8 protein-coding genes are annotated in these 15,653 nt (G+C 50.8%); 5 read left to right on the top strand and 3 right to left on the bottom strand.

Annotation, left to right across the window (positions count from 1 at the left end):
• Positions 1–106: 106 nt before the first annotated feature.
• The 3 genes from ahcY to ACFODX_RS02920 all read right to left on the bottom strand — a co-directional run bounded on the left by ahcY (position 107) and on the right by ACFODX_RS02920 (position 3,947).
• Entirely contained in the window at positions 107–1,477 is a 1,371-nt protein-coding gene (gene ahcY / locus ACFODX_RS02930) for an adenosylhomocysteinase (RefSeq protein ID WP_378115887.1), read from the bottom strand.
• A 145-nt stretch (positions 1,478–1,622) separates the two neighbouring features.
• Positions 1,623–2,777, bottom strand: a complete 1,155-nt coding sequence (gene metK, locus ACFODX_RS02925; RefSeq protein ID WP_378115885.1) for a methionine adenosyltransferase — start codon at positions 2,775–2,777, stop codon at positions 1,623–1,625.
• Between the two features lie 144 nt (positions 2,778–2,921).
• The gene (locus tag ACFODX_RS02920; RefSeq protein ID WP_378115883.1) at positions 2,922–3,947 is read right to left on the bottom strand and encodes a metalloregulator ArsR/SmtB family transcription factor; all 1,026 of its coding nucleotides are present in this window, start codon (positions 3,945–3,947) and stop codon (positions 2,922–2,924) included.
• A 423-nt stretch (positions 3,948–4,370) separates the two neighbouring features.
• Here ACFODX_RS02920 and tkt point away from each other — a divergent pair, with 423 nt between their 5' ends.
• The 5 genes from tkt to ACFODX_RS02895 all read left to right on the top strand — a co-directional run bounded on the left by tkt (position 4,371) and on the right by ACFODX_RS02895 (position 15,516).
• A complete protein-coding gene (gene tkt, locus ACFODX_RS02915; RefSeq protein WP_378115881.1) occupies positions 4,371–6,374 on the top strand; it encodes a transketolase in 2,004 nt (667 codons plus the stop codon).
• Positions 6,375–6,499: 125 nt separating this feature from the next.
• Positions 6,500–7,672, top strand: coding sequence for a phosphoglycerate kinase (locus ACFODX_RS02910; RefSeq protein ID WP_378115879.1), 1,173 nt, complete (start codon positions 6,500–6,502; stop codon positions 7,670–7,672).
• A gap of 385 nt (positions 7,673–8,057) precedes the next feature.
• Positions 8,058–10,952 carry a di-heme oxidoredictase family protein gene (locus ACFODX_RS02905; RefSeq protein ID WP_378115877.1) on the top strand — a complete coding sequence of 965 codons (2,895 nt, stop codon included), beginning with the start codon at positions 8,058–8,060 and terminating at the stop codon, positions 10,950–10,952.
• 171 nt (positions 10,953–11,123) lie between these two features.
• Positions 11,124–12,023 (top strand): hypothetical protein, encoded by a 900-nt coding sequence (locus tag ACFODX_RS02900; RefSeq protein WP_378115875.1) that lies wholly within the window; start codon positions 11,124–11,126, stop codon positions 12,021–12,023.
• A gap of 475 nt (positions 12,024–12,498) precedes the next feature.
• Positions 12,499–15,516, top strand: a complete 3,018-nt coding sequence (locus ACFODX_RS02895) for a TonB-dependent receptor (RefSeq protein WP_378115873.1) — start codon at positions 12,499–12,501, stop codon at positions 15,514–15,516.
• Positions 15,517–15,653: the final 137 nt, after the last annotated feature.

Here is a 15,653-nt window from a genome sequence, read left to right as displayed (position 1 = left end):
GCCTGCCCCTTGAAAAAGGGGAGGAGCCTTACTCCCTGTTTAATTCGGAGTTGCATTTATTCCCTCCCTTTTTTAAGGGGAGGGTTAGGGTGGGGTTTGGTGTTAATTAATACTTGTAAGATTCCGGCTTAAAGGGGCCGTCAATTTCTACGCCGATATATTCAGCCTGTTGTGCGGTGAGTTTGGTGATAACACCGCCGAAACCTTCCACCATGTCTTTAGCCACTTCTTCGTCGAGTTTTTTCGGCAGTACACGCACATACAAGTGTTCTGCTTTTTGCTCGGCGGGCAGGTTGGCAAATTTACGCTCATACAAATAAATTTGCGCGAGTACCTGGTTGGCGAAAGAGCCGTCCATAATGCGCGATGGGTGACCGGTTGCATTGCCCAGGTTCACCAAGCGGCCTTCCGACAAAATAATCAAATGATCGTTAGTGGCTTTATCGCGATACACCTTGTGTACCTGGGGTTTGATTTCTTCCCATTCCCAGTTTTTACGCATAAACGCCGTATCAATTTCGCTGTCGAAGTGGCCGATGTTACACACCACTGCATTGCGTTTCAGCGCGCGCAGCATGGCGGAATCGCACACGTTGACGTTACCGGTTGTTGTGACTACCAAGTCAGTAGTGCCCAGCACGGCGTGGTTAATATCTTCAAATTTGCCGGTGTTAATGCCGTCATTGTAGGGCGATACCACTTCAAAACCATCCATACAAGCTTGCATGGCGCAGATAGGATCGATTTCAGTGACTTTAACAATCATGCCTTCCTGACGCAGTGAAGCCGCTGAGCCTTTACCCACATCGCCGTAACCCACTACCAAGGCTTTTTTGCCCATCAGCAAGTGATCGGTGCCGCGTTTGATTGCATCGCTCAAGCTGTGGCGACAGCCGTATTTGTTGTCGTTTTTACTTTTGGTGACCGCATCGTTGACGTTGATCGCGGGCACTTTCAATTGGCCTTTTTTCAGCATGTCGAGCAAGCGATGCACACCAGTGGTGGTCTCTTCGGAAATACCGTGGATTTTGTCGAGCATCTGCGGATATTTCTCGTGCACGATTTGGGTTACATCGCCACCGTCATCCAAAATCATGTTGGCTTCCCAAGGCTTGCCATCTTTCAAAATGGTTTGCTCAATGCACCACCAGAATTCCTCTTCGGTTTCACCTTTCCACGCAAATACTGGAATGCCTGCGGCTGCAATCGCGGCGGCAGCGTGATCTTGTGTGGAGAAAATATTGCACGACGACCAGCGCACTTCTGCACCCAAATCCACCAGTGTTTCAATCAACACTGCGGTTTGAATGGTCATGTGAATGCAGCCAATAATTTTTGCATCGGCCAATGGTTTGCTCGCGGCATATTTGCGACGCAGCGCCATCAGCGCCGGCATTTCACCTTCGGCGATTTCAATTTCTTTGCGGCCCCAAGCGGCGAGGGACATGTCGGCAACTTTGTAATCAGTGAAGCTCATAATGGAATCCTGTTTTGAAAATGAATTTTTTACCCCCTCCCAGCCTCCCCCTTTGCAAGGGGGAGGAGCTTTACTCCCTATTTAATTCGGAGCTGCTTTATCCCCTCCTCTTTTTAAGGGGAGGGTTAGGGTGGGGTTAAATGTTTTAAAGCGCTTTCTTCAACGCCTCAGCTTTATCCGTTTTTTCCCAGGTGAAATCGGGAAGCTCGCGGCCGAAGTGACCATAGGCTGCAGTCTGGCGATAAATCGGGCGTTTCAAATCCAGCATTTGAATTAAACCGCGCGGGCGCAAATCAAAGTGTTCGCGAATCAAATCAATAATGGCGCTATCAGCGATTTTGCCGGTGCCAAAAGTGTTGATAGAAATAGAGGTAGGTTCTGCGACACCAATTGCATAACTCACTTGAATTTCACACTTGTCTGCCAAGCCCGCTGCCACAATATTTTTAGCAACATAGCGACCTGCGTAAGCCGCAGAGCGGTCGACTTTGGATGGATCTTTACCTGAGAAAGCGCCGCCACCGTGACGCGCCATGCCGCCGTAAGTGTCCACAATAATTTTGCGGCCAGTTAAACCACAGTCACCCACGGGGCCGCCAATAATAAATTGGCCGGTAGGGTTGATGTGATACTGGGTTCCACTGTGCAGCCACTCAGCAGGTAGTACGTTTTTAATAATTAATTCGCGCACCGCTTCGTGAATTTCTTTTTGTTGAACACTGGGGCTGTGCTGGGTGGAAAGTACAACCGCATCCACGGCAACGGGCTTGCCGTTTTCGTAGCGCAGTGTCACCTGGCTTTTGGCATCGGGGCGCAACCAAGGCAGTTCGCCGCTCTTGCGCAGTTGCGCTTGTTTTTCTACCAAACGGTGCGCGTAATAAATGGGGGCCGGCATTAATACGGGAGTTTCATTGGTCGCAAAACCAAACATCAAGCCCTGATCGCCTGCGCCCAAATCTTTATCGTCAGCTTCATCCACACCCATAGCGATATCTGCGGATTGTTTGCCGATTGCATTTAATACAGCGCAGCTCGCGCCATCAAAACCGACATCGCTGGAGTTGTAGCCAATATCCAAAATGACTTGGCGAATTAAATCTTCCAGATCTACATAAGTTGACGTGCGCACTTCACCGGCAACTATCGCCATGCCGGTTTTTACCAGCGTTTCTACCGCAACGCGGGCGTTGGGGTCATCTTTTAAAATTGCATCCAACACCGCATCGGAAATTTGATCGGCTAATTTATCGGGATGCCCTTCGGATACCGATTCGGAAGTAAAAACTGAATATTCAGACATGGTGTTTTCCTTTGTGAAAATGAAATTTTTACCCCCTCCCAGCCTCCCCCTTGTCAGGGGGAGGAGCGCGACTCCCAAATTAATTCGGAGTGCGATTTATTCCCTCCCTCTTTTTAAGGGGAGGGTCAGGTTGGGGTTAATGTTTTAAAAATTCGCCGGTTTAAAAAATTGGCGCAATTGAATCTGGAAGCCGTTGCGTAATGCAAAATAAACGCTTTGCCCTTCCTCTAAGTTTGCTGCCTGCGCCCAGCGGGAAAAATCTTCTGGCTCAAAGCCCTGCCATAAATCGCCGCAGGCTTCGCGCGCCCAAGCTTGTTCGTGACGGCACAGGTCGCAGATCAGTAATGCACCACCGGGTGCGAGTGCTGTGCTTAAATCCTGAAAAATATCGGCTGGCGAAGGCGTGTGGTGCAGCACCATGTTGACCAGTATGCAGTCGGCCAATACTTTGTGATTTTGCAAACTTTGGGTATCGCCATGAATAAATTCGATATTGCGCAGATTTTTTTCGCGAGCAAAGGCGCGTGCTTTGTCGAGCATATTGGCCGCGTTATCCAAGGCAACTACCTGATTAAATTGCTGCGCGAGAATCGCGAGAAATTCGCCTTCGCCCGGGCCGACTTCCAGCGCTAATTTTTTATCGCGCAGTGCTGTGTTGTTAAGCAGTTGTGTCATCTGCTCGGCGTACACAGGGTAGCTGGCAATTAAATCCTGTTGCGCGCGAAATTTATCGGCGTTTTCACTGAAAAAGGTTTGTGCGGCCTGGCTGCGCTCCAGCTGTAATTCACGAATTGGCTCACGCAAATGCTCGGCAATCGCTAATTTATCCACCGTTGCAAATAATTGTTGCTGCAAGGCGGCAAAGGGGTGGTCAGGCGATAAATAAGCGCGGCGATAAAAAATAGAATTGGCTTCGCGCCGCGAACTGAGCAGGCCGGCATTGGCGAGGACTTTTAAATGGTGGCTCATGCCCGACTGCTTGAGCGCAAAAATCCGGCAGAGTTCAAGTACACCAAAAGAGTCCTGGCGCAGCACCCGCAGAATTTCCAGGCGCAGAGGGTCGCCTGCTGCTTTGAGCAGGTTGGCGAGGGGGCTGAGCGGTGTTTCCAGCTCGACCATATCGGTGAGCAGAGGGAGGTCGTCAGCGGTGCCTTGCAGGGATTGGTTCATAGTCGGTTCTGTGGCGGGTGAATGCTGTGCAGTCTAGCAGCCTGAAAAACCTATATCAAAATATTTTGATATAGGTGTTGGCGCCTTTTGGTAGGATTTGTACTAAGCAGTGGTTTTTTAGATCTTTATTGACAGTTTTTATCGATTAAATACACCTATGCCTTCGGTTATTCCTTTACGGGCAGCGCTTGCTGGGCGAAAATGCTTGCCCATTTTGTCAGCGGGCTTTTGTTTTCCCCAAAAGGCTTGCTCCCAGCGACGGCGGCTGGAACCCAACGACACAAAAGCCCATCAGAGGCCAGTAAATAAGTGGCATTAGCCCATTAGTGCTTTGCAACCCCGGGGTGCTCTGATCCGCACAGGCGGCAGAGATGCATCCACCTACAACAGCAATCAACTTATACCTAAGGAGCCTTGAGTTTCATGCCAACTCGCCAACACCTTGCCAATGCCATCCGTGTCCTTTCGATGGATGCCGTTCAAAAAGCTAACTCAGGTCACCCTGGCGCCCCTATGGGCATGGCGGATATCGCCGAAGTTCTCTGGAATGACTTTTTAAAACACAACCCACAAAACCCCGAGTGGGCTGATCGCGACCGTTTTGTATTGTCCAACGGTCACGGCTCCATGTTGATTTACTCCCTGTTGCACCTGAGCGGTTATGCCGTTTCCATGGAAGACTTGCAGCAATTCCGCCAATTGCACTCCAACACCCCCGGTCACCCGGAGCGCGGTTATACCCCCGGTGTTGAAACCACGACTGGCCCCTTGGGTCAGGGTATTGCTAACGCCGTTGGTATGGCGCTGGCCGAGAAAGTGCTGGCCGCACAATTCAACCGCGATGGCCATGAGCTGGTTAACCACTTCACCTACTGCTTCCTGGGCGATGGCTGCATGATGGAAGGTGTTTCCCACGAGGCCTGCTCTTTGGCCGGTACTTTGGGCTTGGGCAAACTGATTGCCTTCTATGATGACAACGGTATCTCTATCGATGGTCACGTTGAAGGCTGGTTTACCGATGACACACCCAAGCGTTTTGAATCTTACGGCTGGCATGTAATCCCGGCGGTTGATGGCCACGATGCAGCAGCGATTAAAGCCGCCATCGAAGCGGCGCGCGCTGAAACCAGCAAGCCAACCCTCATCGTTACCAAAACCATCATCGGTTTCGGTTCTCCTAACAAACAAGCCTCACACGACTGCCACGGCTCACCCCTTGGTCTGGAAGAAGTGGCGCTGGTGCGTAAAACCCTTAACTGGGAATACGAGCCCTTTGTGGTTCCAGCCGATGTATACGAAGGTTGGGATGCTAAAGCCAAAGGTGCAGCGGCAGAAAAAGCCTGGAGCGAAAAACTGGCTGCTTATAAAGCGGCTTACCCAGAACTGGGTGCCGAGTTTGAACGCCGTGTGATCAAAGGCGACTTGCCAGCTGACTTTGCTGCCAAAGCTGAAGCCTTTATCGCTGAGACTCAAGCCAAAGGCGAGAAGATCGCCAGCCGTAAAGCCTCACAAAACACTATCGCGGCATTTGTTGAGTGGCTGCCCGAAATCCTCGGCGGTTCCGCTGACCTCGCCGGTTCCAACCTGACCTTGGTGAAAAAATCCAAGGGCGTAGAAGCAGGCGATGCGAGCGGTAACTATGTGTATTACGGCGTGCGCGAATTTGGTATGAGCGCGATCATGAACGGCGTGTCGGCCCACGGTGGTTTTATCCCCTACGGCGCGACCTTCCTGATGTTCCAACAATACGCGGCCAACGCGGTGCGTATGTCGGCGCTGATGAAACTGCGCAACGTGTTTGTGTACACCCACGACTCCATCGGTCAAGGTGAAGACGGCCCAACCCACCAGCCAATCGAAGTATTGGGCACTTTGCGTCTGACCCCTAATCTGGAAACCTGGCGCCCAGCTGACAGCACTGAATCTGTGGTTGCCTGGAAAGCCGCGGTTGAGCGTAAAGACGGCCCAGCCGCCTTGGTATTCAGCCGTCAAAACCTGGATTTCTTTGCGCGCACTCCCGAGCAAGTCGCCAACATCGCCAAAGGTGGTTATGTATTGGTTGATTCTGTGGGCGAGCCAGAAGCTATTTTGATCGCCACAGGTTCAGAAGTGGGCGTGACTGTAAAAGCAGCCGAAGCACTGAAAGCCAAAGGCCGCAACGTGCGTGTGGTTTCTATGCCTTCTACTTCTGTGTTTGATCAGCAGGACGTGGCCTACAAAGAATCGGTATTGCCGATCAGCGTTGGCGCACGTGTTGCGGTTGAAACTGCCCACGCCGACTACTGGTACAAATACGTCGGCTTCGACGGCCGCATCGTGGGTATGACCAGCTTCGGTGAATCAGCCCCCGGCAATAAACTGCTCGAACACTTCGGCTTCACGGTTGATAACATCGTGAGTACCGTAGAAGAACTGTTGGAAGACTAAAAGCACACAAACACCCGGCGCGAGTCGGGTGTTTTGTTTTGCCTTGCCCATTGGCAAAACAGGCGGTAAATCGGATTACAATGGCATTGGTTTTTATTCGGAGCCCTTTCTAAAAGGTGAAAAGCATGACTGTTAAATTGATGAAAGATCAGGATCTCGCTGGTAAACGTGTATTGATTCGCCAGGACTTGAACGTGCCGCTGGAAGATGGCCGTATCACCAGCGCGGTGCGTATCGACGCCTCTATCCCTACTATTAAGGCGGCATTGGCGGCGGGTGCAAAAGTGATGGTGATGTCGCACCTCGGGCGCCCTGATGAAGGCGTTTACGATGAGTCAGCGTCACTGGCGCCGGTAGCTAAATACCTGAGCGAGAAACTCGGTCGTGCTGTTCCGCTGGTCAAAGATTGGGTTGATGGATTCGAGATGGAAGGCGACCTGGTGTTGCTGGAGAACGTTCGCTTCAATGTGGGCGAAGGCAAAAATGCCGACGACCTGTCGCAAAAAATGGCAGCGCTGTGCGATGTGTTTGTGATGGATGCCTTTGGCACCGCGCACCGCGCCCAAGCCTCCACTCACGGCGTGGCCAAATTCGCCCCTATCGCCTGCGCTGGCCCATTGCTGGCAGCTGAGCTGGAAGCGTTGGCCAAAGTGTTGGATAACCCAGCGCGTCCATTGGTTGCGATTGTGGGTGGTTCAAAAGTGTCCACCAAACTGAGTGTGTTGGATGCAGTATCCAAAATTGCCGATGTGCTGGTCGTTGGCGGCGGCATTTCCAATACCTTCGTAGCCTCAGCCGGTAACGAAGTGGGCAACTCGCTGTACGAAAAAGACCTGATTCCTGAAGCCCAGCGCCTGCGCGCGCAAACTGAAGTGGTATTTGCCACTGACGTGCGTGTGACTAAAGAAGGCTTTAAAGAGTGGAACCACAACTCTGTGTGTGTGGCCAAGAAAGTTAACGAAATCCAGGCTGACGAAGAGATTGTGGATTACGGCCCTGAAACCGCCGCGCGTGTTGCCGAGATCATCAAAAACGCTAAAACTGTCCTGTGGAACGGCCCTTGTGGTGTGTTCGAATTTGACGCCTTTGCTAAAGGCACCGAAGTGGTTGCCCGTGCTATCGCCGAAAGCGACGCTTTCTCGGTTGCCGGCGGTGGCGATACCTTGGCCGCTATCGACAAGTGGCACCTGGCTGACAAGGTGTCTTACGTGTCTACCGGCGGTGGTGCTTTCCTTGAGTTCGTAGAAGGCAAGGTGTTGCCAGCGGTTGCGATTCTGGAAGAACGCGCCAAGGCGTGATTGTTTGAATCCAGCTCAAAACAGCAAAAAAAGCGACCTGCGGGTCGCTTTTTTTATGGGTTCGACTTTTCGATTCAGTCTCAAATGATGATTTTCATGCCTTGAAACCAGGTTCCACTTTTAGCACTGGGTGGTAATTACACACTATTGGTAACGCTACCCAGGTTATTAACTTATTGATAAACAAGTTAATTTTAAAAAATCTACACACTCCCTCCAGGCAAGTCAGTCCCATGGGCTGATCCCGCGTTGACTGAGACGACAGTAAAAAAATCGCTGATAGCATGAAAGTGTGAAAACAGTCTCAGTGGTGGTTTGATCGCAGTGCCGCTGTTGCTGTTAACAACACTCCCTGTAAATAACTAATAAGGCACTGGGGTAATTTATGAACAATGCATTATTGAATCGCAGCCGCTTGTCGCTAGGTGGGTTGGCGCTGGTGGCAACAGTGACCTGTGCTACCGGTTTTGCACCTTCGGTATTGGCACAGACAATGTCTTCCAGTAGTACTGCATCGGTTGCGAGTGTGACCGGTATAAACCAGACAGGAGCCACCTCGGCCCAGCTTTACGTCAATACCACTCACTGGGCCGATGCCCATTACATTATTAACGGCGGTGGTCAGCTGAATGTGGCCATGAGCGCGCAGGATGGCCGGAAAGTCGTCAACCTGTCCAACTTGCCGGCGGGTGCGACCATCCAATACCGGTTTACCTATTTCAATGGCAGTTTTGCCGTGGAATCGCCCTGGGCTACTTATACTCTGGGCAGTTTGTCTTCCAGTTCTGTGCCTTCAGTGGCCAGTTCATCGGCCCCCAGTTCTGTGGCGCCGTCCAGCTCGGTAGCGCCTTCAAGTTCGGTGGCTCCCTCTAGCTCAGTGGCGCCATCCAGTGCCAGTGTGGCTTCCAGCAGTTCCATCGCCAACAGCCTGTGCCAGATCCAACAAACTGGCCCCGGTAGCGCAACCGTTAACCTCACCAGCAGCAGCTGGGCGACACTGCACTACTCAGTAAACGGTGGTGGTCAGCTCAATGTGAGCATGAATCAATCTGGCGGCAACAACAGCTACGTGATCAATGGCCTGAGTGCAGGCAACCAGATTAGTTATCGCTGCACCTACTGGGATACAGCAGCAGGTTTTGCGCGTGAAACGGCGCTGGCCAGCTACACCTTTGCTGCGCCCAGTTCATCTTCCCAGCCCAGTAGCACGCCTCCCAGCTCCAGCAGCATAGCGCCCAGCTCAAGCAGTGTACCCAGTTCAAGTGTTGCTCCAAGTTCCAGCAGCACGCCCAGTTCCAGCCCGGTAGCCAGCAGCTCCAGCAGTGTGACCAGTAGTGTTGCGCTGGGTAATATCACGCCTTTATTTGATCAAAATACGGCGCTTGAACCGGTTATTCAGTATGACCGTGGCGATGCCCTTGTGACCCGCTTTAGTGACCGCGGTCGCGACCGTCACGCCAAGGAAAATCATTTCCAAGCCTACGATCACTACCTGACCTTCTACTGGGAACAGCGTACAGCGGCTGTTGAAATCATCGATTATGTTGCTAAAGGCGGCACCAAAATCGTGATGAAGGTGCGCGCTGAGGGCCTGTTGGACAATGCCCAGGCAGAAAACCGCTGGTGGTACGTTGGCCGTAATACCCTCGCCGAATATTGTGGCAACGGGGTGATGGACAGGGTCAACGTGCCCGGTGACAGCCGCTTCCACTATTACAAAGAGGACAGCTGGAACTGCCGTGAAGGTCGTGCCATCCAGATTGGCGACCAAATGGAGTTCGAGATCAGCCAATTCCTTGATAAAGGCGGAGTATTGCGCGGCCGCGACAACTACTATGGCACTACTTACCTCTATATCGTCGGCCAGGGCTTGGTGCCTTGGGATGTTACCGACCGCAATGCCTTTGTCGGTGGTCTGTTCAAGCAGCGCGATTCTATCCCGCTGCCAGTGAGTGCCCGTTTGGGCGGCGATACCACCCTGCACGTGCAGATGACGGCAGAGCCCGATGGTCACTTCCAACAAATGGCCACTAACCTGGGTTATGAAAATGGCCAGCCCTTTGTGCTGGGGCGCCGCGTGCATCACACCTCGTTTGTTGATGGTACACATGACGAAAACTTCGAAAACGGTGTATTTACCGAAATGGTTGGCAAAGCAGGCACCCGCTACATCAACGACCGCTGCGCCGATTGCCATGAGCGCAATGGTCGCGCTGAAGTAGCAGCCATCGGTCAGTCACTGGATTTGTGGGTGTTCAAAGTAGGTGATGCACAGGGTAATCCGCACCCCTTGATGGGTAGCGTGTTGCAGCCTGAGGCCAATAGCGGTGCCACCAGCGAAGGTGCTGCGGTGATCTCGTCTTGGACAGAAACTAACGGCCTGCGCAAGCCCAACTATCAGTTCAGCGGTGTGCAACCGGAAACCTTCTCTGCCCGTTTAGCGCCGCAGCTAGTGGGCATGGGTTTGCTGGAGGCGATTCCCGAGTCTGCCATTCTCGCCAATGAAGATCCTAACGACAGCAATAACGATGGTATCTCCGGCAAAGCCCAGCGAGTGATTGACCCTGTGACCAACGAAACCCGCTTGGGCCGCTTTGGTTATAAAGCCGCGACTGGCAGCCTCAAACATCAAATCGCTGCCGCGTTTAATACCGATATGGGGGTGATGACCAGTGTTATGCCTAACCCCGATTGTGGTTCCAGCCAGACTAACTGTGGCCCAAGCGGTTCTGAACTCGCCAACCAACACCTGGACAACCTGGTGAAATATGTCGCCCTGTTGGGGGTGCGCGGCCAGCGCGACTACAACAAGCCTGAAGTGATCCAAGGCAAGGCGCTGTTTGCATCAATCGGCTGTCAGGGTTGCCATACCCCCAGCTTTACCACCAGCCCTTACGCGCCGTTTGCCGAGTTACGCAATCAGGTGATCCAGCCTTACACCGACTTGTTGCTGCACGATTTGGGGCCAGAAATGGCAGATAGCCTGGGTGAAGGCGAAGCGACCGGCGCTGAATGGCGCACTGCACCGCTCTGGGGCTTGGGTGTATCGGCCTGTGTGACCGGCGGTGTAACCGGCTTGCGCGGCAATGCACCCGCCTTTGGTTTGGATGGTCAGGAAGTCTGTGTACCCAAAGAAAGCTACCTGCACGATGGCCGCGCCCGCACTATTGAAGAGGCCATTCAATGGCACGGTGGTGAAGGTGCCAACTCACGTGCCAGTTACAACGCGCTTTCAGCTACCCAAAAAGCCGCCGTACAGGCCTTTTTGAAATCCCTATAACTCTCGTGCTGCGGAGGAGTTTGACTCCTCATTTGCGGGGGCTTCGGCCCCCTTTTTTTATCCTGAAAATGATTAACCTGAGGTTCATCAGCCGGGTTTACGCTGTTGGCTAATAGGTCCGCTGGAGTGCAACAGGTACACTAGACTTAAGGTAGTAAACACGAGGTTGGTATGTATCCTTCACGGCTGGTAAGCATCTTGCGGTTGGTTTGTGGCCTTTTGCTAGGGTTTGCTGGCCCTTTGTTGGCGCAATCCGGCGCTCAGCAACAGCCATTTGGTAGCAGCCCGGTGATGGAGGTGCGCTATTACGACCGGGGCATAAAAGATGCCCGCCACGCCTACAAGTTCCAGTTGATCCATGAACTGCTGGAGATCACCCGCGCCGAATATGGCGACTACCGGATTATTCCCTTTGATGCTGAACCCAGCGCCAAACGCCAAGCCTTATTAATTTCCGAGGGAACCGTACTCAATTTAACCTGGGCCTCTCCCGGAACCGTTATTGCCAGCGCCGACGTTATCTCCATCCCGGTCGACATACTCAAAGGCCTGCTCGGCTACCGTATCTGCCTGATCAATCCCGACAACTTTCCCACCGAGGTCAAGCGCTTGGAAGAGCTGGTCATTGGCCAGGGGCTGAATTGGTCTGATGTGGATATCTACCGCGCAAATGCGGTAGAGGTTCGCCAAGGTCCCAGTTTTGAAGCACTTTTCGACATGCTCGCGGTTAAGCGCTACCAATGTTTGCCGCTGGGTGCCGATGAGGTGGCATTCACCTGGCGAGAGAAAAAGGCCAGCTACCCCTTTTTGGAAATGGAGCAGAAGCTTCTGATTTATTACGACTATCCAATCTACTTACAGATCAGTAAAAAAACGCCGGAGTTGGCACAGCGTCTGGAGCTGGGTTTGGCAAAACTCATGCAAAATGGCCGTTTTGATGCGCTGTTCGATCATTATCACGCGCAAGATCTGGAGTTATTGGCATTGCGCCAGCGCCGCCTGTTTTGCCTGATAAGTCCTTATCTCTCTGCTGCAGGGCAATGTAAAGACACGCCCTTACTGCTTCGTTAACTTACCCCACTTTTCTGCCCCGGTTTATTTGTGCTGCTTTTTTAGGCAATCGGATTCTTTTGCCTTGAACTTGTCTTGTCGCCTAAGTAATTACGGGCTGACTTATGGATGGCATCAAAATCAATGAAAAAAGTGTCCCGCTTTTATTTACTACCCATCTCACCTTTATTTTCAACACATCTCACTTCCTGATTTTTGGGTTCCACTTTTCCTTTTGGGAAGAAAATACACACCCATTTTTGCCTCGTTTTTTATAGTTAACTTATTGAAATTAATGATTTTTTAATAGTCTCACTGGGTGCAGCTGAAAGTGAAATGAGTCAGGTTTCATATTTTGCCAAGGTGGGACGACACCTATATCTGCAAGCCTGATTATGAATTCGCTAGAAAACGAGTTGTGACAGCACAAAAGAGCGTTGAGAGGCGCTGCTGATAGCACAACCAATCGATACCAATAAAATAGATGGAGTCCTCCATGAGCAAAACACAAACAATAAACCAATCGGCCAGCTTCAAGAAAAAGTTAGTGGCTACTGCGGTTGCTTCGGCGATGATGGGTGTTTCAGGAATCGCCTTTGCACAAGAAGGTGTTGTAGAAGAAGTTGTCGTAACTGGCATTAAGGCTAGTTTGCAACGTGCAATGGATATCAAGCGCGAGTCACAGGGTGTTGTAGATTCGATCAATGCCGAAGACATCGGTAAGTTCCCTGATACCAACCTTGCCGAGTCATTGCAGCGTGTAACTGGCGTATCCATTGACCGTAGTAACGGTGAAGGTTCAAAGATTACTGTGCGTGGTCTTGGTCCGGATTTCAACCTGGTTACTTTGAATGGTCGCCAGATGCCTACATCAGGCCTTCAAGGTACAGCGGTTAACGCATCGCGCTCCTTTGATTTTGCCAACATAGCCTCTGAAGGAATTGCGGGTGTTGACGTATACAAAACCTCGCGCGCTACCATCGCAACTGGCGGTATGGGTGCAACTGTCAATGTAAAAACTACTCGCCCACTCGATGCACCAGGTTTGAAATTCACTGCGGGTGTTAAAGGCGTTTATGACCAGTCCAGCACAGACTCAGATCTGACACCTGAAATTTCAGGTCTTTACAGCCAAACATTTGCAGATGACACCATTGGTGTAGCTGTCTCTGTAAGTAACCAAGTGCGTGAAGGTGGATATCGTCAGGTTTCTGTTCCAGACGGTTGGCACACCCAAGGCACAGCGCAACGTGACGGTTGGTTCGGTGGCTTTGACACCGCAGGCTCTACCACTGTTCAAGATGGCGACCAATTCCTGCGCCCACAAAATATCGAATACAACTTCACCGAATTCCGTCGTGAGCGCAACAACGCTCAGGTAGTTTTCCAATATCAGCCAATCGATACACTCAAGGCGACATTGGATTACACCTACTCTGATATGGATATTGCCTCTCAAACAAACACCACTAACGTTTGGTTCTGGGAAGGCGAAAGAGTGAATGGCACTACGTCAAAATGGGCGTTGGGTGGCAAAAATAATGCAACTGGCAAAAACGTTTACTACCCAATTGTGTTTACCCATGCGGGCGGCGATGACACCGTATTTGGTGTAGGTAACTTCGCACAAATTAATGAAAATAATTCGGTTGGTTTGAATGTTGAGTGGGAAGCAACTGACAACCTGACCCTGACCCTGGACTTCCATGATTCTGATGCAGAATCGAAAGCGGATAGCCCCTACGGTAACAACAACGTAATCCAAGCTGCAGATTACACCCAGCGTATGGGTGCAACCGTTGACTTCAGTCAGGATTTCGCAGCATTAGGTGTGCTTTCACGTGCAAACCCAGGCACCTATCTGGATGGCTCCAGCTTCACTGCTGCTAGTCTGCAGCCTACCGGTAGTTCTCTGCGCAACAGTATTTTCGAGAACGATATTCAGCAAACACAGTTGTCTGGTAACTACAAATTTGATGATGGCTTGATCAAGAGCATCGACTTTGGTGTTGGTAAAACCGACAACAATATTCACCGTGGTTTGATGGTTGCTCAGCGCGACAACTGGGCTCAGGCGAATGGTAATCCCGCTGATCATCGCGATGAGATTTTTACCGCTCGTAGCATCACCGGTGATTTTGATGCTGCCCCCGGCTCAGGTGTTGATGCGTTTGGAAATACCTTTGCCCAATTTGATCGCGGTTTCATCTTCTCTTTCCAAGATGCAGCTGACGATGTTGTAGCAGTACAAGCACCAATCAATTCAAACAACCCGGTGAATCCTGCCGTTTGGCCTTGTGAAGATCGTTTCTGTGTAACCAATAACTGGACTACCGATCAGGCTACAGAAGAAACTTATACCAGTGTTTTTGCACAAGTTAATTATGAGTACGATTTAGGCTTTGCTGTTGCTGACGGTAGCGTGGGCGTTCGTTACGAAGAGACCGATGTTGTCTCCAGTGCAAAAGTGCCTGCCTACACTGGCATTGCTTGGACCGGTGCTAACGAATTTGCGACAGTATCAACTCCCGGTGTATTTGAGTTCACAAACTACGAAGCTAGCTACGATCATGTATTGCCAAACTTTGATATCAGTTTGAAGTTTGAAAATGATGTGATTGTTAGAGGTTCGATCAGTGAGACAATCGCACGTGCCAACTACAATGATATTTCTGGCGGCGTAGCTTTGGGCACTATTCGTAACACTGAAGGTGATGCGAGCCGTGGTGATCCAACTTTGTTGCCTCATGAATCAACAAACTACGACCTTTCGGTTGAGTGGTACTACGGTGACGCAAGTTATGTTTCATTGAGTGCTTTCCAGAAAGATGTTGATAATTTTGTTGGTATAACCACTACCACTGAGACATTGTTTGATCTGCGTAATCCATCCGCAGGTCCTCGTGCTCAGGCAGCAAGAGATGCAGGCATTACTGACAACGAGCAAATTCGTCAGTACATTTTGGCTAACTATCCAGAGACAACCGATGGCGTGAGCCGTATTAACTCAGTGTCTGCTGATCCATTGATCCAGTTCAACGTTACCAAGCCTGTTAACGAGAGAAGTGCTGAAATCAAAGGTTTGGAATTCGCTGTTCAACACACGCTTGAAAGTGGTTTCGGTGGTCAGTTCAACTACACCATCGTAGACAGCGATGCTGAATACGACGTAACTGAATTTGACTCACAATTCGCCTTAACTGGCCTTAGCGATACTATGAACGTAGTTGCTTTTTATGAAACAGACTCGTTCCAGATTCGTTTGGCATACAACTGGCGTGATTCGTTCCTGATCAACACTAACCGTCAACACTTGAACCCAGAGTTCAATGAAGAATACAGTCAGGTTGATCTGAACATCAGCTATAACATTAATGAGCAATTCTCTATTTTTGCTGAAGGTCTTAACATCACCGATGAAACCCAACGCACTTATTCCCGTTACAAAGGTGCACTGCAAAGTGCAACCGAATTGGGAGCGCGTTACAACATTGGTGCACGTTACACTTTCTAATAAAAGTACGTGGAATCCCTGCACAACAAGAGTGGCCTCGCCACTCTTGCTTTGGCTTGATGGATTTAGTGAATCTCAATATGTTGTTTAAGGAAAAGCCGCTGATATCAGCGGCTTTTCTTATTCTAAGGATTTCA

It is taken from the genome of Cellvibrio fontiphilus (genome assembly GCF_042646205.1).
In the GTDB taxonomy this organism is placed as follows: Bacteria; Pseudomonadota; Gammaproteobacteria; order Pseudomonadales; family Cellvibrionaceae; genus Cellvibrio; species Cellvibrio fontiphilus_A.
Note: the sequence above shows the minus strand (reverse complement) of the source record. Positions and strands in the feature narration are given on the sequence as shown.